Origin of the sequence: Falsiroseomonas algicola (assembly GCF_011040385.1) — a bacterium.
GTDB lineage: Bacteria > Pseudomonadota > Alphaproteobacteria > Acetobacterales > Acetobacteraceae > Falsiroseomonas > Falsiroseomonas algicola.
In genome coordinates, this window is the sequence record NZ_JAAIKB010000006.1 from 313461 (window position 1) to 340063 (window position 26603).

A 26603-nucleotide genomic window follows, 5' to 3' on the forward strand; every position below is an offset into this window, starting at 1 on the left:
ACCGGTCAAGCGACCGGTCCGCTGGTGTGACCGCGCCGCTGCGACGCCTCGTCCAGCGCGTTCTGCTCGGCGCGCATCGCCTTGTCCCGCGCTTCCTGCTTCCGGCGGTCGCGGAGCCATTCCACCGCGCGTTCCTGCGCGCGCTGTTGCGCCAGCGCCATCCGCGCGGCCTCCACCGCCTGGGACGCCAGCGCGGCCTCGCCCGCCGCGCGTTCCCGCGCCGCGCGCGCCACCGGCAGCCAGGCCGCCAGGCTGTCGGCGAAATCACCGCCGCCCGCCAGCTCCGCCTCCATCGCACGCCGCGCCGCCGCCTCGCGCTCCGCCGCCGCCGCCGCGCCGGCCTGGCGGGCGACGAGGTCCCGCCGCGCCGCGGCTACTTCCAGCCCGCGCAGCTTCAGCAGCGCCGCCAGCGGATCGTGCCGCGCCATCAGCGCATCGCCTCCGCCAGCCGCGTGAAGGCCGCATCGACACCGATGCGCGGCTCATCCTTGCGCTGCGCCAGGAACTGCTCGATGCGCGGAGCGAGCCGCAGCGCCTCATCCACCGCCGGATCGGTGCCGGCGCGATAGGCGCCGAGGCGGACGAGGTCCGCCATCTCCGCCGCGATGGAGAGCAGCGTCCGCGCCCGCAGCACCACTGGCCGCTCAGCCTCCGTCAGGCAGCCCGGCACGGTGCGGGACAGGCTGCGCAGCACGTCGATCGCGGGCCAGCGCCCGCGCTCGCCGATCTTCCGATCCAGCACCACATGCCCATCCAGGATTCCGCGCACCGCATCCGCCACCGGCTCGTCATGGTCATCACCCTCCACCAGGACGGTGAAGAGACCGGTAATATGCCCGCCCTGATTCTCCAGGCAGGGGCCCGCGCGTTCCAGCAACCGCGGCAGCTCCGCGAAGACGCCGGGCGTATAGCCGCGCGTCGCCGGCACTTCGCCCGCCGCCAGGCCGATCTCCCGGCAGGCCAGCGCGAAGCGCGTGACGCTGTCCATCATCAGCAGGACATGCTTGCCCTCCCGCGCCAGCGATTCCGCGATGGTCATGGCCGCGAAGGCCGCTTCCCGCCGCATCGGCGCCGGCGCGTCGGAGGTCGCGCAGACCACGACGCTGCGCGCGAGCCCTTCCTCGCCCAGGTCGTCCTCGATGAACTCGCGCAGCTCCCGCCCGCGCTCACCGACCAGGCAGATCACCGCGGCATCGCAGTCGGCGCCGCGCGCCAGCATGGACATCAGCGTGGACTTGCCGACGCCGGATGCCGCGAAGAGGCCGAGGCGCTGCCCGCGCCGCATGGTGCAGAACCCGTCCAGCGCCCGCACGCCGAGGTCGAGCCGCGGCCCGAGCCGCGCGCGCAGCGCCGCCTCCGGCGCCTTCACCCGCACCGGCAGCGCCACCGGCCCCGGCGGCAGCGGCCCCTTGCCATCCACGGGCCGCCCCAGCGGATCCACCACGCGCCCGAGCCAGCCCGGCCCGGGGGAGAGCGTCGCCGTGCCCGCCAGCGCCACCGGCGCGCCGAGCCGGATGCCATCCAGCGGCGCGAAAGCCACGGCCCGCGCCGCCTTGGGCGAGATGGCGACGACCTCCGCCGGCACCTCGCCCTCCGGCGAGGCCAGCGTCAGCCGCGACCCCACCGCGACGAAGCCACTCAACCCCGTCACCTCGACGGAGAGCGCATCGATGGACGCGACCGCGCCCTGGATGCGTTCGCCGGATCCCACGACCCGCAGCGCATCGGCCGCGCGGCGGGCCGAAAGCGCGATCGTCATGCGCGCCTCCACACGCCGCGCAGCCCCGCCACCGGCGCCAGCGGCGCCTGCAGGCCGAGCAGCGTTTCCGTCGCCCCCAGGCAGATCACGCCATCCGGTGCCAGATGCGCGGCGCAGGCGGCGACCACGCGTTCCTTCGTCGGCGGGTCGAAATAGATGAGCACGTTCCGCAGCAGCACGATGTCGAAGGTGCCAAGGCTGCGCAGGTCGCCCAGCAGGTTCAGCACCTCGAACCGGCAGCAGCGGCGCACCGCCTCCGCCACGCGCCAGCCCGAACGTTCCTCCCGGAACCAGCGCGTGCGCTGCGCGGTGGACAGCCCGCGCTCCATCTCGAAGGCCGTGTAGAGCCCGGCGCGCGCGCGTTCCACCATCGCTGCCGACAGGTCCGTGCCGAGGATGTCGAGGCGGCGGCGGCTGCCCGCTTCCTCCGCCGCCATCGCCAGCGAATAGGCTTCCTGGCCGGAGGAACAGGCCGCGGACCAGACCCGGATCGGCGCGCCCGCGGGGCGCGCGGCATCGAGTTCCGGCAGCACCACCTCCGCGATCTGGCGAAGTGGCGTCACGTCGCGGAAGAAGCTCGTCTCGTTCGTCGTCGTCGCTTCCGCCATCTCCCGCAGCAGCGCGGGTCCTTCCGCCGTCGGCAGGCGGCTGGCCAGGTCCGTCAGCGATGCCAGCCCACGCTGCTTCATCATCGGCGCCAGCCGCGCCTTCAGCAGGTAGCCCTTGTCGGCAGAGAGCGCGAGGCCGGAGACGGCGCGGATCGCCCGCGCGATCTCGTTGAAACCGGCGTCGGTCATGCGCCCCCCGAGATCTCGGCGACGCGCCGTGCCAGTTCCTGGATGGGCAGCACTTCCCGCGCCGCGCCGCGTTCCACCACCGCGCCCGGCATGCCCCAGACCACGCTGCTCGCCTGGTCCTGCGCCAGCACCAGGCCGCCCGCGGCATTCACCGCCACGGCCCCCGTGCCGCCATCCGATCCCATGCCCGTCAGCACCGCCGCCGCGGCGCGCGCGCCGTAGATGGCGGCGACGCTGCGCAGCATCGGGTCCACCGCCGGGCGGCAGAAATGCTCCGGCGGCGTGGTGGAGAGCGTCACCTCCGGCCCTTGCGCGACGACAAGATGCGACCCGCCCGGCGCCAGCAGCGCCGTCCCCGGCACCAGCGCGCCATGGTCCTTCGCCACCGTCACCGGCACGGGGCCGAGGCGCGAGAGATGTTCCGCCAGCATCGGGATGAAGGCATCCGGCATGTGCTGCGTGACCAGGATCGGGATGCGCGGCCGCACGCGGAAGGCGCGGAAGATGGTGGCGAGCGCCTCCGGCCCGCCGGTGGAGGCACCGATCGCCAGCACCGCCGGCCCCATCCCCGGCGCGATCGGCGCGCGCCGGATGGGCGCGGCCGGCGCGGGGGCGGGCTGAGGCGGCACGCCGCGGCGGCGCAGCGCGCCATTGCCCTTGATCCGCGCGATCAGCTCCTCCGCGAAGATGCCGTCCTGGCCCGGCGATGGCTTGCCCAGGCAGTCCACGGCGCCCAGCCGCATCGCCTTCATCGCGACGCCGGCGCCCTGCGCGGAGAGGGAGGAAACCACCAGCACGCGCAGCCCCGGATCAGCCCGCAGCAGCAGCGGCAGCGCCGTCAGCCCGTCCATCACGGGCATCTCCAGGTCGAGCAGCGCGACATCGATGCCGCCGGCGCGGACCGCCTCCACCGCCTCCCGCCCGTTGCGGGCGCGGGAGACGACGCGGATCGCGGGATCCCCATCCAGGATGCGCACCACGGCGGCGCGCGCCACGGCGCTGTCGTCGCAGACAAGGACGCGCAGCGGCTCGATGGTCATCGACGCATGTCGCCGCCGCTGCGGGCGCCGAAGGCCAGGATGCGGTCGGCATCCAGTTCGATCAGCAGGCCATCCTCCAGCCGGTGCACGGCGACGGCATGCTCTCGCCACGGCCCGCGCAGCGTGTGCGGCACGTCGTCGCGGCTCTCGGGGTTCACCGACAGCACCTCGCCGACGCCATCGGCCAGCAGGCTGTAGAGCTCGCCCCGCTCCTCCACCACCACGTTCATGCGCTGGGCGTCCGGCGCGGCGGGCGGCAGGCCAAGCCGGTCGCGCAGATCGACCGCCGTCACGATGCGGCCGCGCAGGTTCAGCAGCCCCGCGACGCCAGGCGGCGCCAGCGGCACCTTGGCGATCCGCTCGCAGCGGATCACGTCCCGGATGCGGGAGACGGGAAGGCCGCAGAGGCGGCCGCCGACCTGCAGCGTCAGCAGCAGGTCGGATTCCTGGGAAACGGCGGCGCTCATGCGCGGTTCTCCTGCCCGATGGCGGCGGCCAGCGCGCTCAGCACGCGGTCCCGGTCGAATTTCGCGACGAAGTCATGGAAGCCGGCGGCACGCCCGCGCGCCACCTCGGCCGGACCCGCGCGGCCCGTCAGCGCCACCATCGGCGTGCGCTTCCAGGGGCCTTCGCGGCGCACCTCCTCCAGCAGCTCGAAGCCGTCCATGCCCGGCATCTCGATGTCGGTCAGCACGGCGTCGAACATCTGGCCTTCGGCCCGCAGCTGCAGGGCCTGCACCGCATCGGCCTTCGCCGTCACGTCCCAACCCGCGGAGGTCAGGGCCGGCACGACGATCTGCCGGAAGAAGCCGCTGTCTTCCACCAGCAGCAGCTTCGGGATCGTCGCATCCGCCTTGCCGAACCAGCTGGGGTCGCCCTGGCGCAGCCAGAAGGCGCAATCCAGCACATCCGTGACGCGGCCCGAGACGATGGCGGAGCCGAGGAAGCCCGGCTGGTCCGCGGAAGGCCGCAGCGCCAGCGATTCCTCCACCACGTCCACGATCTCGTCCACCACCAGGCCGAGCTGCCGCGCGCCATCCTGGAAGACGAGCACGGGCTGCATCGCCTCCGGCGCCGGCGGCATCCAGTGGCCGATCGGCACCAGCGGCATCAGCTGGCCGCGATACTGCGCGGCATGCTTGCCGCCCGCGACCTCGATGCTCTTGCCCGGCAGCGATTCCAGCCGCGCCACGACGCCGAGCGGCACCGCGATCGGCGTCGGCGATCCGCCGGCACGGAAGATCAGCACCTGCGTCAGGTCCCGCGTATCCACTTCCGCCTGGTCCACCACCGTGCTGCCCGCGCCGACACCCGCCATGCGCGCGATCCCGCCGGGATCGAGGATCATGATGACGCTGCCATCGCCGAGGATGGTGTTGCCGGAGAAGCCGGAGAGGTCGCGCAGGATCGGCGCAACGGGCTTCACCACGATCTCCTCCGTGTCGAAGACGGTATCGACCAGCAGCCCGTAGCGGCCGGCATCGCCCTGCAGCACGGCGACGAAGCCGCCGACCGGCGCGCCGCCTTCCTGCGCGGGCTCCAGCCCCAGCAGCGGGCCGAGCGCCACGAGCGGCAGCAGCTGCCCGCGCAGCCGCAGCACCGGCGCCGCATCCAGCCATTCGACGGAAGCGCCGCCGCCGCCGAGCCCGACCAGCTCCACCACCGTCGCCTGCGGCACGGCAAAGCGCTCGCCCGCCGCCTGGACGACGAGGGCGGAGACGATCGCCAGCGTCAGCGGGATGCGGATGGTCAGCGTGGTGCCCCGCCCCGCGAAGGTCTGCAGGTCCACCGTGCCGCCGATGCGCTCGATGTTGCTGCGCACGACATCCATGCCGACGCCGCGGCCGGAGACGGCGGTGATCGCCTCCGCGGTCGAGAAGCCGGCATGGAAGACGAAGCGCGCGACATCCTCGTCGCGCATCGCCGCCAGTTCCTGCTCCGTCGCCAGGCCACGCTGCAGCGCGCGGGCACGGACGCGCACCAGGTCCAGCCCCTTGCCGTCATCGGCGATCTCGATGACGATCCGCCCGCCTTCCTGCCGCGCGGAGAGGGAGATACGGCCCGTCTCCGGCTTGCCCGCGGCGCGGCGGACCTCCGGGCTTTCCAGCCCGTGGTCGCAGCTGTTGCGGACGATGTGGGTCAGCGGGTCACGGATCAGCTCCAGCACCTGGCGGTCGAGTTCCGTGTCGCCGCCCGACATCGCCAGGTCGATCTTCTTGCCGAGCTCGGTGCCGAGGTCGCGGACGATGCGCGGCAGCGGCCCCCAGGCGGCGGAGACCGGCTGCATGCGCGTCTTCATCACGCCCTCCTGCATGTCGGAGGTGATGCGCGACAGGCGCGACAGCGGCGCGGCGAAGGGCGATGCCTCCTCGCCCCGCGCGATCTGCAGCAGCTGGTTGCGCACCAGCACGAGCTCGGAGGCGAGCGTCATCAGCTCGTCCAGCACGCCGAGCGAGACGCGGATGCTCTGCGTCGGCAGGTTGGCGGCGGGCGCCGCGGCCGCCTCGGCCGGCGCCGCGGCCGGCGCCTCGGCCACCGGGGCGGGCGCGGGGGCGGGCGCCGGGGCCGCTTCCGCCACGGGCTTCTCGACCACCGGCGGCGCGGCCTCGATGATCGGGGCGGGCTTCTCCGCGACCGGGGCGGATGCGGGCACGTCGCCGCTCTGCGCGGCCTCCAGCGCCGCCACCAGCGCGGCATCGTCGCCGGCAGGCTCGGTGCCGTTCTCCGCCAGGCCCGCCAGGATGGTGCGGATCGCATCGACCGCGCCCAGCACGGCGGTGACGCCGGCGGGGCTGACCGTCGCGGCACCATCGCGGTAGAGGCCGAGCAGGTTCTCCGCCGCATGCGCCACCGCGCTCAGGCGGTGCAGGCCGAGGAAGCCTGCCGCGCCTTTCACGCTGTGGACGGTGCGGAAGATCTGGGCGAGGGTCTCCTTGTCACCGCCCTGGCGTTCCAGGGCGACAAGGGCGGTATCGAGATCCGCGAGCGCTTCGCTCGTCTCTGCGAGAAACTCGGCGAGCAGGTCTTCCATCGCACATCCAGACAATGAGGGCGCCGCCTTGATCGCAGGCATTTGGTGCTGCCGTGTTAATCGCGGCCGGGGCCGGGGGGGCGGCGCGGATGACGCGTTCCGTCAACAGCTGGGCAATAGACGTGCATCAGCTTTCCCTCACCGCCGCTCCATGAACGAGCGGACCTGATGGTGCCGGGGATGATCCCGAAGGCGACCGTCGTTCCCCGGTGCCATGCCCCGAAGAGTGGGCCGCTGGCTCCACGCTCCCGGAAGATCCGCGGGGCGATGTCGCAAGAGGATGACAACCATGGCTGCCAACTCCGTCATGACGAACTACGGTGCGATGGTCGCGCTGCAGTCGCTCAACCGGACAGCCGACGAAATGTCCACGACGCAGAAGCGCGTCTCCACCGGCCTGCGCGTCTCCGACGCGAAGGACGATGGCGCGGCCTTCGCCGTGGCCCAGAAGGTGCGTGGCGACGTCGCCGGCGTGACCAGCGCGAACGAGCAGCTCGGCAATGCCAAGGGCCTGCTCGACACCACGCTCGCCGGCCTGACGCAGATCGGCTCCGCGCTGAAGGACGTCAAGACCGTCATGATCAAGCTGGCTGACGACAACGTCACCGGCACCGATCGTGAGAACTACATGAAGCAGTACGACCAGCTCGCCAAGCAGATCGGCCAGTACGTCAACGACGCGACGTACAACGGCAAGTCCCTGCTCGGCGTCTCGGCGAATGCGGACGGTGCGACTGCGGCCGACGGCAGCAGCTACAACGTCGTGCGCAACGAGAAGGGCGACACGTACAGCTTCGCGGGTCAGACGGCCGGCGCCTTCGACCTGACGCTCTCCGCGACCGTCGCGACCGGCGCCGACGATGCGGCGAACGCCCTGCTCTGGAAGGCCGCGCTGAGCGGCACCGGCGCCGGTGAGTTCGGTGGCATCGAGGCGCAGACGAACCTGGCCATGGCGACCTACGGTAACGACAGCCGCGCCATCGACAGCCAGATCGCCTACAACAAGGACAAGCTGGACGCGCTGTCCGGCGGCCTCGGCGCCCTGATCGACGCCGACCTGGCCAAGGAAAGCGCGCGCATGCAGTCCCTGCAGATCCGCCAGCAGCTGGGCACCCAGTCGCTGAGCACGGCCAACCAGGCGCCGCAGGCGCTCCTGAAGCTGTTCCAGTGATCTGAACGGCTATGGGCCGGGGGAGACCCCGGCCCATGACCACCCCTCCACCAAGACCCGACCCTTTCCAGGCGCCCCGCGCGCCGTCGCCGAGGAAGACACCGGCCATGCTGTCCGAGGCCCAAGATGTGCCGCGTGCCCACGCCGCCCTTGCCTTCCGTGCCTATGGTGCCGCCCAGTCCGGCCGGTCCCAACGGGAACAGGAGGCGGATGTCTTCGCCATCCTCGCCGCCCGCCTGCGCAATGCGATCCGCGATGCCTCGCCGCTCAGCGCCGTCCGCGCCGCCGCCGATGCGCACCGCGTCTTCGCGACCGTCGAGGGCATCGTCCTCGATCCCGTCTCGACCCTGCCGCGGGACCTGCGCCTGAACATCGCCGCCGTCGCCCGCCGTGCCGTGAAGGAAGCGAATGCCGAGGCACCCGACCTCGACTTCCTCGCCTCCATCGCCGAGGATTTCGCCGCGGGCCTTGGTGCCCGCCAGAGGGCTGCCTGATGAGCGCCGCCATGAACCCCCCCTCCAACCGCAGCAGCCGCCTCGTCCTGGAATTCCGGGCCGGTGACAAGATGCTGGTCAACGGAGCCGCGCTGCAGTTCCAGACGCGCGCCTCCGTCGTGCTCTCGAACCGCGTGCGCTTCCTCTTCGGCAAGCAGATCCTGGCGCCCAACGATGCGAACACGCCGGCCCGCCGGCTCTACTTCGCCATCCAGGCCGCCTATATCTGCGAGGATCACGAGCGTCCGCAGTTCCTCGACCTCGCCCGCGGGCTCGCCGCCGACTATGCGGAAGCCAGCACCTCCCCCACCGTGAAGCGCCTGATCGATCGCGCGATCGAGGAGCTGGAGGAAGGCAAGTGCTGGGAGGCGATGCGCCGGGTGCGGGAACTCTTCCCGCATGACGACGCGATGCTCTCCGCCCCCCCGCAGGAATAGCGGGGATGCTGACCAGCGCCCAGCTCGCCACGCTGTTCGGATCCTCCACCAACACGGTCACGCTGACCGCGCCGGAACGCTTCACCTACTACAAGACCAGCCTCTCCTCGGCGGAGAAGGAGAAGGCGCGGCTCGCGAAGGATCCGGCGATCCTTCGCGACATGGCGCGCCTCGACCGCGTGCTGGCCAAGGCGAAGAAGCCGGAGGACCTGTTCAAGGACACGGAGGCGACGCGAATCGTCCTCCAGGCGCTCGGCCTCGCCGACAATGCGCAGAATGTCGGCATGGCGAAGCGCGTGCTTATGTCCGACCTGAAGGACAAGAAGTCACTCGCCAACACCCTCTCCGACACCCGTTGGAAGACGGCGGCGGAGAAGCTGGACATGGCCAATACGGGCCTCTCCACGCTGCGCCTGCCCTCCACCCGAAAGGCCATCCTGGACGGGCTGGTGGAGTACAAGCGTCTGACGGCGATCGAGGCGAAGAGCCAGGCGGTCTCCGACGCGCTCTACCTCAAGAACATGTCCACCGACACCAAGACCGGCGTCTATGACGTGCTCGGCAACAAGGTGCTCCGCCGCATCGCCAGCACCATCGCCGGCCTGCCGAAGGAGCTGGCGCTGCAGGAGGTGGAGGCCCAGGCCCGGACCCTGAACCGCAGCTTCAAGGTGGAGGACCTGACGGATCCCGCGAAGAAGGAGAAGCTGATCCAGCGCTACCTCACCATCGCGCAGGACACCTCCACCATCCAGGCGCCGAGCTTCGGCTTCAACCTCTGAACCACGCCGCCTGACCAGGCGCCGCCGGGCAACCGGCGGCGCCTTTTTCATGCGCTCGTCACGACCACGAGAATGGGCCCGGTGCATCGCACCGGACCCTTCGTGAATCCGCCCGCGCTACAGCGCGCGGGCGAGCGCGGTGGCGTCCATCGCCGCCATGGAATTGGGATAGCGCAGCAGCAGCGGCGCCTGCTTGCGGATCGCATCCGGCACGCGGTCGTCGCGCCGCAGGATCCCGGCCACCGGCAGGTTGCGCCGCAGGAAGGTGCGGCAGGCATGCTGCAGCGCCGCCGCCGTGCGCCGCCCCGCGGCCTCGTCCCGCGCCTGGTTCACCACCAGCCGCGCATCGCCATCCGGCCGGTCGCGCCCATGCAGCTTCAGCACGGCATAGGCATCCGTCAGGCTCGTCGGCTCATCGGTCGTGACCACCAGCAGCGTATCCGCCACCGCGGCCAGATGCCGGTTGCCGGCCGCCAGCCCGGCACCGAGGTCGAGCACCACCACGTCCCAGGCATTGGCGGCGCTGCGCATCAGCAGGCCGACATGCTCGATCGCCTCGGTCGGCAGGTTCGCCATGGCGGTGCCGCCGGAACGGCCCGGCAGCACGTCGAACCCGCCTTCCTCGTGCCGCACCACCGCGCCCTTGAAGCTGGCGCGGCCGGTCAGGACGTTCATCAGGTCGATCGAGGGATGAATGCCGAGCTGCACATCCACATTCGCCAGGCCGAAATCCGCATCCGCCAGCAGCACGCGAAGCCCGCGCTGCGCCAGCGCCTGCGCCAGCGTGATGGACAGCCAGGTCTTGCCCACGCCCCCCTTGCCGGAAGCCACGGCGATCAGGCGGCCGTTTCCAGCGCTCATGGTGCCACTCCCTCCCACGCGGAGACCTCGATATGCGATCGTTGCCGCAGCCGGGCGGCGAGCCAGGCCGGTTCCATCATCGTCAACCCATCCGCGGCCTGCGGCCCCGTGCCGGCTTCCGCCAGCGCCAGCCCCGCCGTCGCCGCCGCGGACACCACCGCGCCGATGCGGCGCGAGGCGTCGAGCCGTGTCGCCACCAGATGCGTGGCCCCCAGCGCGCTGAAGGCGCGCGCCAGGTCCGCCGCTTCCGCCGCATCCGTGCTCGCCGGCAGCACCAGCGCCACCACCGCACCCGTCACCGCGATCAGCTGCGCGATCATGCGCGCCTGGGCGGGGTCGAAGGGATCGCAGCCGGCGGTGTCGATCAGCACGGGCTGGCCCGGGCTGCGTTGTTCCATCGCCAGCGCCGCCGCGGCGGGCGTCAGCGCCACGGCCAGCGTCGCGCCCAGCAGCGTGGTGAAGGCCGCCAGCTGTTCCGCCGCGGCCGGCCGTTCCGCATCCGCGCTGATCACCAGCGGCGGCTCCTCGCCCCCCAGCACGCGGCGCGCGGCGAGCTTGACGCAGGTCAGCGTCTTGCCCGCGCCGGCAGGGCCCGCCAGCAGCAGCGGCCGCGCCACGCCATCCGGCAGCCGCGCGAAGCGCAGGCTCGCTTCCAGCGAGGCTTCCAGCGGCGCCGCCGCCAGGCGCCGCGCCAGCGCTTCCGGCACGCGGTGGAAGTCGAGCGCGATGGCCGCCGCATCGTCGGTGGCACGCAGCCGGCAGGCGGCGGGCAGCGGCGCGCGCGGCGGCGCGCCGATCAGCACCGGCAGCTCCTCCTCCTCGTCATCGAGGTCGAGGGCGCCCGTCACCTCCACGCCGCCATTCACCGGGCGGCTGGAAAGCAGCGCCGCATCCGGCCCCAGCTCCTCCCGCAGCCGCGCCATGGCCTCCGGCATGGAGGCCGCTCTCAACACCCGGATTCGCATGGTGTCAGACCTGTCCGAGGGTTCGGATGCGGGCGCGCGGATGGATCTCGCCCTGCGCCATCACGGTCGTCATCGGCCGGAAGCGTTCCACCACCGCGCGCACATGGGTGCGGATGGCGCCGGAGCAGACGACGACCGGCGTCTCCCCCTGCGCCGCCGCGTGGTCCAGCGCATCGCGCAGCCGCCGCACGAACTCCGTCAGCCGCGACGGCGCCATCGCCAGCTGGCGGTCCTCCGCGGGCCCGACCAGCGCCTCCCCGAAGGCCGCTTCCCATTCGGCGCCGAGCGAGACCAGCGCCACATGTCCCGCAGGACCGCGCGCCGCATCGGTCAGCTGCCGCGCCAGGCGCAGCCGGACCGTCGCGACGATGGCAGGCACCGCGCGGGCGCCGGCGGAAACCGCTTCCTGGATGCCCTCCAGGATCGTCGGCAGGTCGCGGATGGAAACGCGCTCCGCCAGCAGCGTCTGCAGCACGCGCTGAACGGTGCCCATGCTGGCCTGGGCGGGGATGATCTCCTGCACGATGCGGCGCTGCTCTTCCGGCAGCCCGTCCAGCAGCTTGCGCGTATCGGCGTGCGACAGCAGCTCCGCCATGTTCTCGCGCATGATCTCGGTGAGATGCGTGGCCAGGACACCCGCGGCATCCACGACCGTGCAGCCCCTGGCCAGCGCTTCCTCGCGCTGCTGCTCCTCGATCCAGACGGCGGGCAGGCCGAAGGCGGGTTCCTGGCAGCGCTCGCCGCGCAGCGAGGGCTCGCCGCCGGAGGGATCGATCGCCAGCAGCCGCGCCGCGCGCAGCGAACCGCGTCCCGCCTCCAGCTCCTTGATCCGGATCAGGTACTGGTCGGGCTCCAGCGTCAGGTTGTCCTGCACGCGGATGGAGGGCAGCATGAAGCCCATCTCCGCCGCCAAGGTGCGCCGCAGCGCGCGGATCTGCTCGGTCATCCGCGGCGCGTCGCCGGCGGCCAGCGAGAGCAGCCCGTAGCCGAGTTCGACGCGCACGCCATCCACGCGCAGCGCCTCCTGCGCCTGCGCCTCCTCGCTCGCCGCTGCGCTGGCGGCGGCGGGGACGGCGCCGGCGGCCTCGGCGGGGGTCGCGCCCTTGGCGTTGCGGCCCATCCAGGCGGCGCCGCCGGCCGCGCCGGCCAGCGCCAGGAAGGGCAGCGCCGGCATGCCCGGCATCAGCGCCATCAGCACCGCGCCGCCCGCCGCGATCGCCAGCGGCTTCGGCCCGCCGCCGAGCTGCGTCGCCAGCAGCTGGTCGGCACGCCCTTCCGCCCCCGCCTTGGTCACGACGATGCCGGCAGCGACGGAGACGAGCAGCGAGGGGATCTGGCTGACCAGGCCGTCGCCGACCGTCAGCAGGGAGTAGGACTGGATGGCATCCGCCAGCGGCATGCCATGCCGGCCGAGCCCGATGGCGAGCCCGCCCAGCAGGTTCACGAAGGTCACGATGATGCCGGCGATGGCGTCGCCGCGCACGAACTTCGCGGCACCGTCCATCGATCCGTAGAAGGCGCTTTCCTGCTCCAGCTCCTTGCGGCGGCGGCGCGATTCCGTCTCGTCGATGATGCCGGCGGACAGGTCGGCATCGATCGCCATCTGCTTGCCCGGCATGGCGTCCAGGCTGAAGCGTGCCGCGACTTCCGCGATGCGGCCCGACCCCTTGGTCACCACCATGAAGTTCACGATCAGCAGGATGGCGAAGACGACGAGGCCGATCAGCACGTCGCCGCCCATCAGGAAGGCGCCGAAGGCGGACACCACCTGCCCCGCCCCCGCCGGGCCCTCATGCCCATGCGTCAGGATCGCGCGCGTCGTCGCGATGTTGAGGCCGAGGCGCAGCAGCGTCGTCAGCAGCAGCACCGTCGGGAAGCTGGTGAATTCCAGCGGCCGGTTCAGGAACAGCGCCACCATCAGCACGAGGACGGAGGAGGTGATGGAGACCGCGAGGCCGAAATCCAGCAGCACCGTCGGCAACGGCACCAGCATGATCGCCAGCAGCGCGACGACGCAGAGCGCCAGCGCGATGTCGCCGCCCGGCCTGGCGTCGGAGACCCAGCCGGGCACGGAGAAGCGCGTCGTCGTCGTGCTCATCGATCAATCCACCGCATAGCCGGGCGCCGCGGGCACGGAGAGGCCGGAAGCGCGGTAGTCATGGATCTTGTTGCGCAGCGCACGGATGGAGATGCCGAGGATCTCCGCCGCCCGCGTGCGGTTGCCGAGGCAATGCGACAGCGTGCCGAGGATGAGGTCGCGCTCCACCTCCTCCACCTTCCGCCCGACCAGCGCCTCCACGCCGCCGGGCGCCGCGGCCACCGGCAGGCTCGCGGGCGCGCAGGGCGCGAGCTCGATCGCCTCGGCGCCGATCTCATGCCCCTCGGCCAGCAGCACCGCGCGGTGCACGGCATTCTCCAGCTCCCGCACATTGCCGGGCCAGGGATGGCGCAGCAGGGCGGCGCGCGCGGCGGCGGCGAAGGGGCGGCGATCGAGCCCGTTGGCATCGGCGTAGCGGCGCGCGAAATGCTCGGCCAGCGGCAGGATGTCGGCCGGGCGCTCGCGCAGCGGCGGCAGCTTGAGCCGCACCACGTCGAGGCGGAAATAGAGATCCTCCCGGAACCGCCCGGCGCGGACTTCAGCGGCCAGGTCACGGTTCGTGGCGGCCAGGATGCGCACATCGACCTTGACCGGGCGCGTGCCGCCCAGGCGGTCCACCTCCCGCTCCTGGATCGCGCGCAGCAGCTTGGCCTGCAGCCGCGGGTCCATCTCGCCGATCTCGTCCAGCAGCAGCGTGCCGCCATCGGCCTGTTCGAACTTGCCGCGGCGGGCGGCGACGGCGCCGCTGAAGGCGCCCTTCTCATGCCCGAACAGCTCGCTCTCCAGCAGCGCCTCCGGCAGCGCGGCGCAGTTCAGCGCCACGAAGGGGCCGCGCGCGCGGCGGCTCGCGGCATGGATGTGCCGCGCCAGCACTTCCTTGCCCGTGCCGCTCTCGCCGGTGATCAGCACGCTCGCTTCCGCCCGCGCCACCTGGTTCGCGCGCGCCAGCACCGCCAGCATGGCGGGATCGCGCGCCACCGGCGCCTGAGTCCCCTCCCCATGCCCGGCGGCGGCTTCCAGCATGGCCGCGATCAGGTCGGCATCCGGCGGCAGCGGCAGGAAATCCCGCGCTCCCGCGCGCACCGCGGCGATGGCTTCCACCGCATTCTCCTCCGGCCCGCAGGCGATGACGGGGCAGGCGATCCGTTCCGCCGCCATGCCGCGCAGCAGCGCCGCCACGTCATGTCCGACATGGCAGAAGACGAGGTCCGCGCCCGGCCCGCGCAGATGCGCCAGCGCGGCGCCGAGGTTGTCCGCCTGCGCGATCGCCGCACCGCGGGACTGCGCCATGCGCGCGGCGACGCCGAGCGGACCGGACAGCGCGCCGAGGATCAGCAGGCGGGACATGCGATCACCCCGCCCGGTCGGTCTTGACGATCTCGGTCATGGTGATGCCGAGCCGGTTGTCGCCGACCATCACCACCTCGCCGCGCGCCACCAGGCGGTTGTTGACGTAGATGTCGACGGCCTCGCCCAGCTTGCGGTCCAGCTCGATCATCGCGCCGCGGCCGAGCTTCAACAGCTGGCTGACCTGCATCGTCGCGCGGCCCAGCACGGCGCTGACCTGGACAGGGATGTCGTAGATGGCGCCGAGGTCGCCGGTGCCATTGCCGGCCGCACGACGGAGCGCGGGGTCGCCCTCCTTCAGCTCGTCCAGCACCAGGGGATTGCGATTTTCGCTCATGTTGCGCTCCTCAGGCCAGGCCGAAGCCGGCGAATGCATCCATCACCACCCGGCGCGCCGCTTCCGCATGCCGCGCCGCCTCCCCGCCGCGCCAGGTCGCGCGGGCATCGCCGCGGGACAGCGTCGCATCCGGCATCACTTCCAGCCGCGCCTCATGGGCGAAGCGCGCCGCCACCGGCGCCACCAGCTCCGGCGCCACGCGCAGCGTCACGCCGGGCTCTCCGGCCAGGCAGGGCAGCAGCGCGCTGGCAAAGCGGATCACCTCCGCCTCCCCGCATCGCGCGGCCAGGGTCGGCAGCGCGGCGACCACCGCGGCCAGCGCCGCGCGCGCCACCGCATCCGCCGTCGCCTCCGCCACCTCCCGCGCCTCCGTCACGCCGAGCGCGAGGGCGGAGGCCGCGTCGCGCAGCGTCGCCGCCGCCGCCGCCTCGATGCTGCGCAACGCCTCGTCGCGCCCGGCCTCGCGCCCGGCTGCGAATCCCTCGGCCCGCGCGGCCTCCAGCAGCGCGGGCAGCGGATCGACCTCCGGCTCGGGTTCCGGCTCGGGCTCCGGCGCCACGACATCCGGCTCCTGGTCGCTGAAGTCGTCGAGCGCGAAGGCATAGGGCGTGCCCGCCAGTGCGGAAGCGCGGGACAGCGGCCGCGGCAGCGCGGCGATCCAGCCCGCGCCACCTTCGTCGGGCATGCTCATTCGACCATCATCTCCTGCGCGCCATCGGTCAGGCGCAGCGCGCCCTGCTGGGCGAGGTCCTTGGCCAGCGCGACGATGATCGCCTGCGCTTCCTCGACATCCTTGAGGCGCACGGGACCGAGGGCCGCGATGTCGTCGCGCAGCATGCGGCCGGCGCGTTCGGACATGCCGCGCAGGAACATCTCCCGCAGCGATTCGGACGCGCCCTTCAGCGCGATCGCCAGCTTGTCCTTCTCCACCGCGCGCAGCAGCACGGGGATGCCGTTGTTGTCGAGGCGCTTCAGGTCCTCGAAGGTGAACATCAGCTGGCGGATGCGCGCCGCGCTGTCGTCCGACACGCTCTCCAGCGCCGCCATCATGCGGTTCTCGGTGGAGCGGTCGAGGTTGTTGAAGATCTCCGCCATCAGCTCATGCGGATCGCGGCGCGACGCGCGCGCCAGGTTCGACATGAACTCCGCCTTCAGCGTGCGCTCCACGCCCTCCAGCGCCTCCGCCTGCGGGCTTTCCATGCGCAGCATGCGCATGACGACTTCCATGGAGAAGGCTTCCGGCAGCAGCGACAGCACCCGCGCCGCATGGTCCGGCCGGATGCGGGACAGCACCACGGCGACGGTCTGCGGGTATTCGTTCTTCAGGTAGTTCGCGAGAACGCTTTCATTCACGTTGCCGAGCTTGTCCCACATGGTCCGCCCGGCCGGGCCGCGCAGCTCATCCATGATCTGCGTCACGCGTTCCTTGGGCAGGGATCGCAGCAGCAGACGCTCCGTCGCCTCCCAGCCGCCCATCAGCGACCCGGCATCGCCCAGCGCGTCGCTGAACTCGTTGCAGAGCTGCTCGACCACCGGCGCGGAAACCGGCCCGAGCGACGCCATGGCGGCGGAGACGTCGCGCACCTCGTCATCATGCATCCGGCCGAGCAGCATCGCCGCGCGTTCCTCGCCCAGCGCCAGCATCAGCACGGCGGCCTTGTGCGGGCCGGACAGCGTCGCGGTCGAGGAATAGGTCATGTTCATCGGCGGTCCTCCGGCGACAGCCAGCGGCGGATCAGGGCCAGCGCCTCATCGGGGTGCTTCTCGACCAGCGCCGAGACGCGGCTGAGCGAGGAGGCGCGAAGCTGCCCCTGCACCATCGCGACATCGACGTATTCTTCCGGCGTGGCGGCGGCGCCTTCCGCCACGGCACCGGCGGGGCCGGGCAGCGCGCCGGCCGGCGTCGTGGCCAGCGCCGCGCCATCCTCCGGCAGCATGCCCCCGCCCGCGCCGGCCAGCGCCGCCTGCGGCTGGAGGGAGGCGGTGATGCGGGACACCACGGGCCGGCCCAGCAGCAGCAGCGCCATCAGGGCCACCAGCGCCAGCAGCGCGCTTTCCGTCAGCCGCGTCACCACGGCGGGCGTCAGCAGGGAAGCCAGCAGGCTCGGCACATCCTCGGCCGCCGGGCCGCCCATCGGCTCCGCGAAGCGCAGGCTCGCCACTTCCAGCCGGTCGCCCCGGCGCTCGTCGAAGCCGATGGCGCCGCGCACCAGCGCCGCGATCCGGTCCAGCTCCTCGCGGTTCCGCTCCCGGAAGCGCGGCGCCGCGGTGCCATCGCCCGGATCCATCACGCCATCCACCAGCACCGCGACGGACAGGCGCTTCAGCACGGGTGCCTGGCGGACCGTGGTGCGGCTGGTCTGGCCGATCTCGAAATTGGTCGTCTCCTCCTGCTTGTTCTCGGAGGTCTGCGGACCGGAGGACTGCGTCGTCGGCGCGCCGGGCAGCTGGTTGGCGACGGAGACGTTCTGCGGCTCCCCGCTGCGCGACGATTCGGTGGAGGAGGCGGTGCTGCGCGGCACCTGGTTGTCGGGATCGAAGCGCTGCTCGGTGATCTGCACGCGGTCGGTATCCAGCTCGACCGTCGCCTCCACCCGCACGCGGCCCGTGCCGAGCGTGCGCTCCAGCATCTCCTCCACGCCGCGGGCGATGCGCATCTCCTGCGCGCGCCGCATCTCCTCCGCCGTCAACGCCAGGCCCTGCTCGGACCCCGGCAGCGCCTGGCCGCCGCGCGCCAGCAATTCGGCGCGGCCATCGACGATGGAGACGTTCTGCGGCTTCAGCCCCGGCACGGCGGCGGAGACGAGGTGCAGCACCGCCTGCACGCCCTCCCGGTCCAGCCGCTGCGCGCCCCGCATCTGCAGCACGACGGACGCCTGCGCCTCGCCGCGTTCCCGCGAGAAGGGCTCGCGCCGCGGCATCACCAGGTGGACGCGCGCGGCGGAGACGCCGTGCAGCGTGCGGATGGACCGCGCGATCTCGCCCTCCAGCGCGCGCACGCGGTTGAGGTCCTGCTGGAAGGGGGTCGCGGTCAGGCCGCCCTGGCGGTCGAAGATCTCGTAACCGACGGACCCGCCGGCGGGAATGCCATCGCGCGCCAGCTGCAGGCGCAGCCGCGCCACCTGCTCCACCGGCACCAGCACCTCGGCGCCGTTCTGGCTGATGCGGTGCGGCACCCGGGCCCGTTCCAGCGCCTGCACCACCTGCGCCGCATCACGCTGGTCGAGATCGCCATAGAGCAGCGCCATCGGCGCATCGGCGCTGCGCAGGGCCAGGAACCCGATGACGCCCAGCGTCGCGACGGCGACGCTGCCCAGCGCGATGAGGCGCGCGGGGCCGAGGCCACGGAGGACCGCCAGAAGGTTGCCGAGGCCACCCATCACCGCCCCGCCTTCATGCCCGTTGCAAGCTTGCGCACCATGCGATCTCCCGGGCGGCGTCCTGCCGCGCGGTGGGCATCTTCTGCCGGGTGCCTTTACCTCCTGTTAACCGCGGCCCGTTCCGGTGGCATCGGTTATTGAGTCATTTCAAGGCGAAACAACGCCTCGCAAGCCATTGATTCCGGGTGCGTGGCACCGGCATTCCCTGCCGGGTGCCCCGCGCCCGGCCCCTCCTTCAACGCACGCGGCGCAAGGTATCGAAGCCCGTGGTCAGCGCGCCGACCGCCAGCTGCACGCCATCCCGGTCCTGCGACATGCCCGTGACCGTGCCCGCCACCACGGCGGAGAGCGTGCCGGTGCTGCCGCCGGTGGTGTCCACGCCCGTCACCGTCAGCCCGTAGCGGCCATCGGCCAGCGCGCGGCCCTGCGCGTTCTTCCCGTCCCAGCTCCAGCTCGTGGTCCCGGCGCCCAGCTGCACCACGGCATCCCGGATCACCGCGCCGGTGCTGTCCGTCAGCGCCACGCGCGCGCGCGTGACGGTGCTTGTCGCGGCGGGCAGCCGCACTTCCTGCGCCGTGCCGTTCGACAGCTGCAGGTGGTCGGAGGCCACCTCCACCTCCCGCCCCATCATCGGCGTCGCCGCGACCAGGGCCGAGGTGCGTTGCAGCGTCAGCAGCGATTCCATGTGCTGGTTGGTCGCGATCTGCTGTTCCACCCCCGCGAACTGCGCCAGCTGCTGCGTCAGCTGGTTCGGGTCCATGGGCTGGGTCGGGTCCTGGTTGCGCAGCTGCGTCGTCAGCAGCTTCAGGAAGGTCTGCATGTCCCCGCCGAGCGAGCGCGCGGCGCTGGCCGCGGCGGAGCTCGTCGCCGCATTGGCGGATGTCGTGCTGGTGCTGGCCGTGCTGGTGCGTGCCGTCGTGGCAGCGGCGGCGGTGGTCGCGGTGGTCATCGGGATCCTCCCTTAGAGAGCAAGGTCGAGCAGCCCGCGCGCAAGCAGGCGCGGGGGCGGGATGGTGATCGTCTCGGCGGCATGGCCGCCCTGGCGGCCCCAGGGCAGCGCCGGGCCGCGTCGGCCCTCGCCGCCGCCCTTGTCCGCCTGCTGGCCGCTTGCCTGCGCGCCGGCCTGGCCGTCTCGCTGGCCGGGGTCGCCCAGGTTCAGGCTCAGCGTCTCCGGCTTCGCCTGGATGCCCGCTTCCTGCAGCGCCTGTTCCAGCGCGCCGCGGTCGCGGTTCAGCAGCGCCAGCGTCTCCGGCCGCTCCACCGTGATCCGCACCTGCGTGGCGCCGTCCCGCCCGCCTTCCACCGCCACCTCCACGCCGCCGAGTTCGGCCGGGCGCAGCTGGACGATGAGGCGCGAGGCATCGCCCCCCTTGGCCAGCTGCGCCACGATCACCGGCGACACCTGCTGCGCGGGGATGGCGGTGGCGTAGGGGCGCGTGGCCGGCGGGGCCTCCATCGGCGCCGCGGCAGCCAGCGCCTGGTGCGGGCTGCTGGCGGGCACCGGCGGGGCGAGCGCGGTATCGGGGGAGGGCGCCGTCGCCTGGCCCGTCGCGGCCAGGGGCGCCTCGATCGGGGCGGCATCGGCCGCGGTGGCGACCGGGGCGGCCTCCCGGGCGGGGGTGGCACCGGCTTCCGGCGACTGCACCTTCTCACCGGTGGGGCCGGGCGCAGCGCCCGGCAGCGGGGCGGGGCCGGGCGCTGCGCCCGGCAGGGCGGATGACGCCAGGGCCTGCGGCGCCGGCGCGGCGCTGGCGGAAGCCTCGCCCCCCCTCGGCACCTCGCCCGCCGCGCCTTCGGCCGACGGGGCTTCGGCAGGTGGCGCCGCCATGACCGCGCCGGCCATGGCCAGCGCCAGCGCGGCATCGGCGGGCGGCGCGGGCAGCGCGGCGGCGGGCGGCACGGCGGCCTGTCCGGCAGCGGCCGGCTCGGCCGGGACCGGCCCGGCTTCCGCCGCCACGGGGGGCTCGAGGCCCGCCTCGGCCTGCTTCGTCTCCGCGCCCTCCGGCGCGCCCGTCGGCACCTCCGCCGCGACCTCGCCCTCCGGCCGCGCGGCCTCGCCCTTCACGGCCGTGCGCTGCTGCTCCGGCGGCGGCGCTTCCGCCTCCCGCAGCACCTCGGCGAAACCGGCGGGGGCGAAGCCGGCGGGGGCGCGCGATGGCGCCCGGCCCGCATCGGGGACGGAAGCCGAGGCCCCGGCGGGGGCGGCATTCGGGAGTCGGGACAGCATGATCGGTGGTGATCCCCGGCAAAGGTGCCGAAGCTATGAACAGCAATGAACGGGCCACCCGCCCCTTCACGCTTCGCCAAGGCTTTTCCCGTCACGCGGGACAATTCCGGCCCGGCCAAGGCTGCCGCCCCGGCATCTATTGCCGGGCGGTAAAGCCGGCCGATCCGCGTAAACCCGGCCTTAATCCTTGCCTCACGCTTTGGCACGCCCCTTGCCCTGTCCCCGGCACCGCCTCCCCAGGCTTCCCCCTGGCGGCGATCAGCTTTCGGGCGAACCCACAGGAACCAAGGTCAGCCGCATGTCGCTCTTCAACTCCCTCGCCACCGCCGTCTCCGGCATGACGGCCCAGGGAAGGGCCATCGCGAACATCTCGGACAACGTCGCGAACAGCCAGACAACGGGCTACAAGCGCCTCGACACCAGCTTCGAGGACATGGTGATCAATGCCGGCACCAGCCGCTACACCGGCGGTGTCGTCGCCAACACCGTCGCCACCAACGACGTGCAGGGCACCATCAGCCAGGTGGACAACCCGCTCGCCCTGGCGCTGAGCGGCCGCGGCTTCTTCAGCGTGGCGCGCCCCATCGCCGGCGGGACGGAGGGCATGGCCTTCGACAGCCGCGCCATGTTCACCCGCGCCGGCGATTTCAGCCTGAACAGTCAGGGCTACATGCAGAATGGCAGCGGCGACGTGCTGCAGGGCTGGCGGGTCGATCCCGCCACCGGCACGCCGGACATGACCAGCCTCTCCCCCATCCGCATCGACCGCGCCAGCCTGCCGCCGGAGCCGACGGAGGCCGTCACCCTTTCCGCCAACCTGCCCGCCAGCGCCGAGGCCGGCGCCACCGGCTCGACGCGGGCGCAGGTCTATGACCAGCTCGGCAACCTCCATCCCGTCGATCTCGGCTGGACGCGGGGCGAGGCGGAGAACAGCTGGACGCTGGCGGTCACGCGCCCGGCTGCCGGCAGCGGCGCGGCGACCGAGCTCGGCACCTTCACCGTCACTTTCGGCACCAACGGCGCCCCCGCCGGCACGATCGGGGCGGTGCTGGACGCCGATGGCAACACCGTCGGCCGCTACGATCCCGCCAACCCCGCCAATGCCCTGCTCAACGTCACCGGCAGCTTCGGCGGCGCCGACCAGACCATCGGCATCGACCTCGGCCGCTTCGGATCGACGGCCGGCGTCACGCAGTATGGCGGCAGCGCCTACGAACTCCGCAGCGTGCAGCGGGATGGCGGCCCGGCCGGCGCCTTCGCCTCCGTCACCACCCAGGCCGATGGCAAGGTGGTGGTGAACTACGACAATGGCGAAAGCCGCACCGTGGCGCAGGTGCCCGTCGTGACCTTCGCCGATCCGGATGCGCTGGAGCGGCTGGATGGCCAGGCCTTCGCGCTGACGCAGGAAGCCGGCCGCCAGCAGGTCTCCGCCATCGGCGCCAACGGCACCGGCACGCTGCAGGCCGGCGCGATCGAGGGCTCCAATGTCGACATCGCCGCCGAATTCTCGAAGCTGATCGTCGCCCAGCGCTCCTATTCCGCCAACGCCAAGCTGGTGACGACGGCCGATGAGCTGCTGCAGGAGACCGTCAACCTGAAGCGCTGACGCGGCCCTGCCTTCCGGGGGTGGCGAGGATCGCCGCCCCCGCCTTCCGCGGCAGGACGCCGCATGCTGTGCCCCGCGGCATGATGCCGCAGCCCATACCCCGCGGCAGGATGCCGCAGCCCATACCCCGCGGCAGGATGCCGCAGTCCATACCCCGCGGCAGGACGCCGCAGCCCATACCCCGCGGCAGGATGCCGCCCCCATCACCCGCGACAGGATGCCGCGGGCCGCGCCGGGACCGTGGCGGCCAGGATGGCCGCCGCGCCCCGCAGGCCTCAGTCCAGCCGGATATTCGCGCGCTCCGCGATGCGCTTCCACATCGGCACCTCGACGCGCATCCGCTCCCCGAGCGGCCCTGGGCCGGAGAGCACGAGCTGCGCCCCCGCCGCCTCCAGCCGCTGCGCCAGGCTCGATCCCTGCGCCAGCAGCGCCATCTCCGCCGCCAGCGTCTCCACCACCGCCGGCGGCGTCCCCTTCGGCGCGAACATCGCGTACCAGATCGTCACGCCATAGCCCGGCGCGGCCTCCGCGAGCGACGGCACCTCCGGCAGCACCGGGCTGCGCGCGGGCGATGTCACGGCGATGGCGCGCAGCCGGCCTTCCCGCACATGCGACATCGTCTCCAGCAGCCCCACGATCAGCAGGTCCGTATCCCCCGCATAGAGCGCGGTGACGCTCTGCCCCGCGCCGCGATAGGGGACGTGCAGCAGGTCGATCCCCGCCAGCGCCTTGAACAGCTCGCCCCCCATATGCGTCGTCGCGCCATTGCCAGCGGTGGCGAAGGAAATGCTCCCCGGCGCCGCCTTGGCCCGCGCCACGAGGTCGGCCAGGTCCCTGATCGGGCTGTCGGGCCGCACCAGCACGCCCATCGGCGCATCCATCACGATGGAGACCGGCATGAAATCCGCGATCGGGTCATAGCCGGGGTCGCGCATCACCGCGGGCAGGATGCTGATGGCCGATGTCGTGAACAGGAAGTTGTGCGCATCCGGCGTCGCCATCACGGCGCGCGTGCCCAACAGGCCGCCCGCCCCCGGCCGCGTCTCCACGATGAAGGGCTGTCCGAGCTTCCGCTGGAGATGCTCCGCGATGAAACGCGCGGGGATCTCGACCGGCCCGCCCGGCGCGAAGGGGATGATGAAGCGCACGGGCTTGTTGGGCCATCCCGGCTGCGCCGCCGCGGGCAAGGGCAGCAGCGTGGCGGCAGCGCCCATCAGGGCGCGGCGGTTCAGGCGCATGGCGTTCCTCCAACCTTGGTTGCAGGGAGCCTACCCGACTATGCCCGCTGCGCCAGCATCGCCTCCAGCGCCGCGATCCGCGCATCGCGCGCCGCCAGCGCCGCCGCCACATCCGCGGCCTCGAAGCGCTGGGGAATATGCTGCGGGCAATTCGCGTCCCAGGCCTCGATCTCGAAGAGGATCGCCTGTTCCACCGGCGTCGGATCGCCGGGCATGCGCAACCGGTCCAGCAGCGCCGGATCATCCTCCACCACGCGCGCGCGTCCCCAGATCTTGATGCGTCGGCGATGCGCGTAGTCGATCAGGAAGAGATGCGCGCGCGGATTCTCCGCCAGGTTCCCCAGCGTGATGTATTGCCGGTTGCCGCGGAAATCGGCGAAGCCGAGCGTCCGGTCATCCAGCACGCGCAGGAAGCCCGCCGGGCCGCCGCGATGCTGGATGTAGGGCTGCCCCTCCGCATTCGCCGTCGCCAGGAAGACGCTGGTCTGCTCCGCGATGAAGGCGGCGAGGTCCGGCGCCACGGTGGTCGCCCAGCCGCCCCGCGCCTCCATCCTTGCGTAGCTGCCGCGCGACCCGCGCCGCGCCTGGATCTCCTTGACCGCGGGCGTGAAGGCGACGTCGCTCGACGGAGCCGCGGCGTCGATCTCGGCATGGGTGGTCGCACGGGTCATGGGTCCGCTCCTTCCGGGATGACGGCGCCGATCCTCCTCCATTGCCACCACGGCGATAATCAGGATCCTTGACACTTCATCATTGCCTGCACCGCAATGACGGCATGGACCGCTTCGACGCGCTGACCGCCTTCGTCACCATCGTGGACCGCCACGGCTTCGCCCCCGCGGCGCGGCATCTCGGCCTCGCCCCCTCCGCCGTCACCCGCCAGGTCGCGGCGCTGGAGGACAGGCTGGGCGTGCGGCTCCTCACCCGCACCACGCGCTCCGTCACCCTCACCGATGCCGGCGCCCGCTTCCTGGAACGCGCCCGCCGCATCCTGGCCGAACTCCGGGAAGCCGAGGACAGCGCCCAATCCGAACGCGGCCGCCCGGCCGGGCGCCTCACCCTGACGGCCCCCGCCGTCTTCGGCCGCCTGCATGTCGCGCCGCTGGTCGCCGACTTCCTCGCGCAACACGAAGAAGTCTCCGTCCGGCTGCTGCTCAACGACCGCATGATCAACCTGGTGGAGGAAGGCGTGGACCTCGCCATCCGCATCGGTCCGCTGCCGGATTCAGGCCTGGTCGCGAAGCGCCTCGGCGAGACGCGGCGCGTCGTCGTCGCCGCCCCCGCCTATCTCGACCGCCACGGCACGCCGGCCCATCCCGGCGACCTGCAACGCCACGCCACCATCGGCTTCACCGGCCTGGCGGAGGCGCCGGAATGGCGCTTCGCGGGCGACCATCGCGTGGCCGTGCAGCCGCGGCTCACCACCAACAGCGCCGATGCCGCGATCTGGGCGGCGGAGCAGGGCCAGGGGCTGACCCAGGTGCTGGGCTACCAGGTGAAGGATGCCGTCGCCGCCGGCAGGCTGCGCGTGGTGCTGGCGGCGCAGGAACCACCCGCGCTGCCCATCCACGCCGTCCACCCGGCCTCCCGCCTTCTCTCCGCCGCCCTGCGCGCCTTCATCGACCTCGCCGTCGCGCGGGCCGACTGGCACTTCGCTAAAGCACAATCCGATCAAGCTGAATCAGCTTGATCGGATTTCGTGCTTTAGAAACAATAACTTCTAGAGCACGAGATCCGTCCAACTGGACGGATCGTGCTCTAGCGCCTGACGGGGTCGCGCACCGTCAGCAGGATGGCCGCGCCCACGCCGAGGAACACCAGCACCGTCGCCATCCCCAGCCGCTGGCTGCCCGTCGCCGTCGTCACCGTCGCCAGCGCCGCCGGGCCGAGGAAGCCCGTGATGCGGCCGGACAGCGCGAACAAGCCGAAATGCGCCGCCATCTCCTCCGGCGGCGCCAGCCGGGCCATGAAGGTACGGCTCGCCGCCTGGGCCGGGCCGAAGAACAGGCCGAGGGACAGCGCCAGCACCCAGAAGCCCAGCTCCGTCGTCGCCAGCAGCAGCCCCGTGCCGAAGACCAGCATGGCCGCCAGCGCTAGCAGCACCATCTGCCGCGACCCGATCCGGTCCTCCACCAGCGCGAAGCCCGCCGCCCCCAGCCCCGCCGTCACGTTCATGGCAATGCCGAAGAGCAGGATGCGGTCGATCCCCATGCCGAAGACGCCGGCGGCATAGATGGCGCCGAAGGCGAAGAGCGTGTTGAGACCGTCCGTGTAGAACAGGCGCGCGAGGATGAAGCGCGCCAGCGAGGGGTTGCGCGGCAGGGTGCGCACCAGCGCCACGATCTCGCCCAGGCCACGCCGCGCCGCCTCCCCCCATCCCGGCTTCGGGCCCTGCGCATCCGGCACCGCCACCAGCACCGGCCAGCCGAAGACCAGCAGCCAGGCCGCCACCAGCAGCGCCGCCGCCCGCACATGCTCCGCCTGCCCGCGATCAAGCCCGATGGGCGAGGGATTGGGCTGCACCAGCAGCACCAGGCAGATGGCGAGGCAAACCAGCCCGCCCGCATAGCCGAGCCCCCAGCCGAGGCCCGAGACGCGCCCGATCCGCTCCGGCGTGGCGACACTCGGCAGCATCGCATTGTAGAAGACCGTGCCGAGTTCGAAGGCGATGGTGGCAAGCCCGACGCAGACCAGCGCATAGGTCATGAAGGCCGGGTCGGGCTTCGCGAACCAGATCATCGCCGTGCTGGCCGACAGCACCAGCGTGAAGAAGCCCAGCATCAGCCGCCTTCGCCCGCCCGCATCCGCCAGCGCGCCCAGCAGGGGCGAGAGCAGCGCCACGCCGAAGCCCGCCGCCGACTGCATCCAGCCCCAGGCCGCCTGGCCCGTCGCCGGATCGGGCGCGATCCCTTGCGCGAAATAGGCGGCGATCACGAAGGTGGAGACCACGGTCGGGAAGGCGCTGTTCGCCCAGTCATAGAAGGCCCAGGCCCAGATCCGCCTGGTCTCGCCGCGATGCCCCTTCACGCGAACAGC

Annotated in this window: 25 protein-coding genes; 6 read left to right on the forward strand and 19 right to left on the reverse strand. The window is 72.5% G+C overall.

Going from position 1 to position 26603, the window contains the following annotated elements; all coding sequences use genetic code 11:
* Positions 1-5: 5 nt before the first annotated feature.
* The 6 genes from G3576_RS17135 to G3576_RS17160 are packed head-to-tail and all read right to left on the reverse strand — an operon-like array spanning position 6 to position 6627.
* Entirely contained in the window at positions 6-428 is a 423-nt protein-coding gene (locus G3576_RS17135) for a flagellar FliJ family protein (protein WP_164695640.1), read from the reverse strand.
* Positions 428-1759, reverse strand: a complete 1332-nt coding sequence (locus G3576_RS17140; protein WP_164695641.1) for a FliI/YscN family ATPase — start codon at positions 1757-1759, stop codon at positions 428-430. Before G3576_RS17140 ends, G3576_RS17135 begins: the two co-directional genes overlap by 1 nt.
* On the reverse strand, positions 1756-2556 hold the full coding sequence (locus G3576_RS17145; RefSeq protein ID WP_164695642.1) for a CheR family methyltransferase: 801 nt from the start codon (positions 2554-2556) through the stop codon (positions 1756-1758). Before G3576_RS17145 ends, G3576_RS17140 begins: the two co-directional genes overlap by 4 nt.
* The gene (cheB, locus tag G3576_RS17150) at positions 2553-3596 is read right to left on the reverse strand and encodes a chemotaxis-specific protein-glutamate methyltransferase CheB (protein WP_164695643.1); all 1044 of its coding nucleotides are present in this window, start codon (positions 3594-3596) and stop codon (positions 2553-2555) included. Before cheB ends, G3576_RS17145 begins: the two co-directional genes overlap by 4 nt.
* Complete coding sequence (locus tag G3576_RS17155) at positions 3593-4063, reverse strand: chemotaxis protein CheW (protein ID WP_164695644.1); 471 nt, start codon at positions 4061-4063, stop codon at positions 3593-3595. The genes cheB and G3576_RS17155 overlap by 4 nt, the downstream gene beginning before the upstream one ends.
* A complete protein-coding gene (locus G3576_RS17160; protein WP_164695645.1) occupies positions 4060-6627 on the reverse strand; it encodes a hybrid sensor histidine kinase/response regulator in 2568 nt (855 codons plus the stop codon). The genes G3576_RS17155 and G3576_RS17160 overlap by 4 nt, the downstream gene beginning before the upstream one ends.
* 289 nt (positions 6628-6916) lie before the next feature.
* On the opposite strand from G3576_RS17160, the gene G3576_RS17165 reads away from it, so the two are divergent.
* The 4 genes from G3576_RS17165 to G3576_RS17180 all read left to right on the forward strand — a co-directional run bounded on the left by G3576_RS17165 (position 6917) and on the right by G3576_RS17180 (position 9508).
* Complete coding sequence (locus tag G3576_RS17165) at positions 6917-7798, forward strand: flagellin (RefSeq protein ID WP_164695646.1); 882 nt, start codon at positions 6917-6919, stop codon at positions 7796-7798.
* Positions 7799-7905: 107 nt separating this feature from the next.
* Positions 7906-8292 (forward strand): flagellar biosynthesis regulator FlaF, encoded by a 387-nt coding sequence (locus G3576_RS17170; RefSeq protein WP_164695647.1) that lies wholly within the window; start codon positions 7906-7908, stop codon positions 8290-8292.
* An 11-nt stretch (positions 8293-8303) separates the two neighbouring features.
* Positions 8304-8729: a flagellar biosynthesis repressor FlbT gene (locus tag G3576_RS17175; RefSeq protein ID WP_164695648.1), complete on the forward strand. Its 426-nt coding sequence runs from the start codon at positions 8304-8306 to the stop codon at positions 8727-8729.
* A 5-nt stretch (positions 8730-8734) separates the two neighbouring features.
* Positions 8735-9508 (forward strand): DUF1217 domain-containing protein, encoded by a 774-nt coding sequence (locus tag G3576_RS17180; protein WP_164695649.1) that lies wholly within the window; start codon positions 8735-8737, stop codon positions 9506-9508.
* Between the two features lie 117 nt (positions 9509-9625).
* Here G3576_RS17180 and G3576_RS17185 read toward each other — a convergent pair whose 3' ends face one another.
* The 10 genes from G3576_RS17185 to G3576_RS17230 form a co-directional block, all read right to left on the reverse strand.
* Positions 9626-10369 carry a nucleotide-binding protein gene (locus tag G3576_RS17185; RefSeq protein ID WP_164695650.1) on the reverse strand — a complete coding sequence of 248 codons (744 nt, stop codon included), beginning with the start codon at positions 10367-10369 and terminating at the stop codon, positions 9626-9628.
* Positions 10366-11334 carry a flagellar biosynthesis protein FlhF gene (locus G3576_RS17190; RefSeq protein WP_164695651.1) on the reverse strand — a complete coding sequence of 323 codons (969 nt, stop codon included), beginning with the start codon at positions 11332-11334 and terminating at the stop codon, positions 10366-10368. Before G3576_RS17190 ends, G3576_RS17185 begins: the two co-directional genes overlap by 4 nt.
* A gap of 4 nt (positions 11335-11338) precedes the next feature.
* The gene (flhA, locus tag G3576_RS17195) at positions 11339-13432 is read right to left on the reverse strand and encodes a flagellar biosynthesis protein FlhA (RefSeq protein WP_164695652.1); all 2094 of its coding nucleotides are present in this window, start codon (positions 13430-13432) and stop codon (positions 11339-11341) included.
* A gap of 3 nt (positions 13433-13435) precedes the next feature.
* On the reverse strand, positions 13436-14779 hold the full coding sequence (locus G3576_RS17200) for a sigma-54 dependent transcriptional regulator (protein WP_164695653.1): 1344 nt from the start codon (positions 14777-14779) through the stop codon (positions 13436-13438).
* Between the two features lie 4 nt (positions 14780-14783).
* A complete protein-coding gene (gene fliN / locus G3576_RS17205; RefSeq protein ID WP_164695654.1) occupies positions 14784-15116 on the reverse strand; it encodes a flagellar motor switch protein FliN in 333 nt (110 codons plus the stop codon).
* Between the two features lie 10 nt (positions 15117-15126).
* The gene (locus tag G3576_RS31290; RefSeq protein ID WP_207622864.1) at positions 15127-15807 is read right to left on the reverse strand and encodes a FliH/SctL family protein; all 681 of its coding nucleotides are present in this window, start codon (positions 15805-15807) and stop codon (positions 15127-15129) included.
* Positions 15804-16814 (reverse strand): flagellar motor switch protein FliG, encoded by a 1011-nt coding sequence (fliG, locus tag G3576_RS17215; protein ID WP_456237347.1) that lies wholly within the window; start codon positions 16812-16814, stop codon positions 15804-15806. The genes G3576_RS31290 and fliG overlap by 4 nt, the downstream gene beginning before the upstream one ends.
* A 2-nt stretch (positions 16815-16816) precedes the next feature.
* Positions 16817-18496 (reverse strand): flagellar basal-body MS-ring/collar protein FliF, encoded by a 1680-nt coding sequence (fliF, locus tag G3576_RS17220; protein ID WP_164695656.1) that lies wholly within the window; start codon positions 18494-18496, stop codon positions 16817-16819.
* Positions 18497-18731: 235 nt separating this feature from the next.
* The gene (locus G3576_RS17225; RefSeq protein WP_164695657.1) at positions 18732-19445 is read right to left on the reverse strand and encodes a flagellar hook assembly protein FlgD; all 714 of its coding nucleotides are present in this window, start codon (positions 19443-19445) and stop codon (positions 18732-18734) included.
* 12 nt (positions 19446-19457) lie between these two features.
* Positions 19458-20723 (reverse strand): flagellar hook-length control protein FliK, encoded by a 1266-nt coding sequence (locus G3576_RS17230; protein WP_164695658.1) that lies wholly within the window; start codon positions 20721-20723, stop codon positions 19458-19460.
* A 298-nt stretch (positions 20724-21021) separates the two neighbouring features.
* Between G3576_RS17230 and flgE the strand changes: the two genes are divergently transcribed.
* On the forward strand, positions 21022-22329 hold the full coding sequence (gene flgE, locus G3576_RS17235; protein WP_164695659.1) for a flagellar hook protein FlgE: 1308 nt from the start codon (positions 21022-21024) through the stop codon (positions 22327-22329).
* A gap of 275 nt (positions 22330-22604) precedes the next feature.
* On the opposite strand, the gene G3576_RS17240 is transcribed toward flgE, so the two are convergent.
* Together G3576_RS17240 and G3576_RS17245 are read right to left on the reverse strand one after the other, a co-directional pair.
* Positions 22605-23567: a Bug family tripartite tricarboxylate transporter substrate binding protein gene (locus G3576_RS17240; RefSeq protein ID WP_164695660.1), complete on the reverse strand. Its 963-nt coding sequence runs from the start codon at positions 23565-23567 to the stop codon at positions 22605-22607.
* 38 nt (positions 23568-23605) lie between these two features.
* On the reverse strand, positions 23606-24238 hold the full coding sequence (locus G3576_RS17245; protein WP_164695661.1) for a pyridoxamine 5'-phosphate oxidase family protein: 633 nt from the start codon (positions 24236-24238) through the stop codon (positions 23606-23608).
* 104 nt (positions 24239-24342) lie between these two features.
* Here G3576_RS17245 and G3576_RS17250 point away from each other — a divergent pair, with 104 nt between their 5' ends.
* Entirely contained in the window at positions 24343-25257 is a 915-nt protein-coding gene (locus G3576_RS17250) for a LysR family transcriptional regulator (RefSeq protein ID WP_164695662.1), read from the forward strand.
* Positions 25258-25325: 68 nt separating this feature from the next.
* Here the strand turns inward: G3576_RS17250 and G3576_RS17255 are convergent, their stop codons facing one another.
* The gene (locus G3576_RS17255; protein WP_328729273.1) at positions 25326-26594 is read right to left on the reverse strand and encodes an MFS transporter; all 1269 of its coding nucleotides are present in this window, start codon (positions 26592-26594) and stop codon (positions 25326-25328) included.
* Positions 26595-26603: the final 9 nt, after the last annotated feature.

Coding starts and splice junctions, on each gene's coding strand:
- G3576_RS17135 (WP_164695640.1), bottom strand. CDS start 428: ATGGCGCGGCACGATCCGCTGGCGGCGCTGCTGAAGCTGCGCGGGCTG.
- G3576_RS17140 (WP_164695641.1), bottom strand. CDS start 1,759: ATGACGATCGCGCTTTCGGCCCGCCGCGCGGCCGATGCGCTGCGGGTC.
- G3576_RS17145 (WP_164695642.1), bottom strand. CDS start 2,556: ATGACCGACGCCGGTTTCAACGAGATCGCGCGGGCGATCCGCGCCGTC.
- cheB (WP_164695643.1), bottom strand. CDS start 3,596: ATGACCATCGAGCCGCTGCGCGTCCTTGTCTGCGACGACAGCGCCGTG.
- G3576_RS17155 (WP_164695644.1), bottom strand. CDS start 4,063: ATGAGCGCCGCCGTTTCCCAGGAATCCGACCTGCTGCTGACGCTGCAG.
- G3576_RS17160 (WP_164695645.1), bottom strand. CDS start 6,627: ATGGAAGACCTGCTCGCCGAGTTTCTCGCAGAGACGAGCGAAGCGCTC.
- G3576_RS17165 (WP_164695646.1), top strand. CDS start 6,917: ATGGCTGCCAACTCCGTCATGACGAACTACGGTGCGATGGTCGCGCTG.
- G3576_RS17170 (WP_164695647.1), top strand. CDS start 7,906: ATGCTGTCCGAGGCCCAAGATGTGCCGCGTGCCCACGCCGCCCTTGCC.
- G3576_RS17175 (WP_164695648.1), top strand. CDS start 8,304: ATGAACCCCCCCTCCAACCGCAGCAGCCGCCTCGTCCTGGAATTCCGG.
- G3576_RS17180 (WP_164695649.1), top strand. CDS start 8,735: ATGCTGACCAGCGCCCAGCTCGCCACGCTGTTCGGATCCTCCACCAAC.
- G3576_RS17185 (WP_164695650.1), bottom strand. CDS start 10,369: ATGAGCGCTGGAAACGGCCGCCTGATCGCCGTGGCTTCCGGCAAGGGG.
- G3576_RS17190 (WP_164695651.1), bottom strand. CDS start 11,334: ATGCGAATCCGGGTGTTGAGAGCGGCCTCCATGCCGGAGGCCATGGCG.
- flhA (WP_164695652.1), bottom strand. CDS start 13,432: ATGAGCACGACGACGACGCGCTTCTCCGTGCCCGGCTGGGTCTCCGAC.
- G3576_RS17200 (WP_164695653.1), bottom strand. CDS start 14,779: ATGTCCCGCCTGCTGATCCTCGGCGCGCTGTCCGGTCCGCTCGGCGTC.
- fliN (WP_164695654.1), bottom strand. CDS start 15,116: ATGAGCGAAAATCGCAATCCCCTGGTGCTGGACGAGCTGAAGGAGGGC.
- G3576_RS31290 (WP_207622864.1), bottom strand. CDS start 15,807: ATGAGCATGCCCGACGAAGGTGGCGCGGGCTGGATCGCCGCGCTGCCG.
- fliG (WP_456237347.1), bottom strand. CDS start 16,814: ATGACCTATTCCTCGACCGCGACGCTGTCCGGCCCGCACAAGGCCGCC.
- fliF (WP_164695656.1), bottom strand. CDS start 18,496: ATGGGTGGCCTCGGCAACCTTCTGGCGGTCCTCCGTGGCCTCGGCCCC.
- G3576_RS17225 (WP_164695657.1), bottom strand. CDS start 19,445: ATGACCACCGCGACCACCGCCGCCGCTGCCACGACGGCACGCACCAGC.
- G3576_RS17230 (WP_164695658.1), bottom strand. CDS start 20,723: ATGCTGTCCCGACTCCCGAATGCCGCCCCCGCCGGGGCCTCGGCTTCC.
- flgE (WP_164695659.1), top strand. CDS start 21,022: ATGTCGCTCTTCAACTCCCTCGCCACCGCCGTCTCCGGCATGACGGCC.
- G3576_RS17240 (WP_164695660.1), bottom strand. CDS start 23,567: ATGCGCCTGAACCGCCGCGCCCTGATGGGCGCTGCCGCCACGCTGCTG.
- G3576_RS17245 (WP_164695661.1), bottom strand. CDS start 24,238: ATGACCCGTGCGACCACCCATGCCGAGATCGACGCCGCGGCTCCGTCG.
- G3576_RS17250 (WP_164695662.1), top strand. CDS start 24,343: ATGGACCGCTTCGACGCGCTGACCGCCTTCGTCACCATCGTGGACCGC.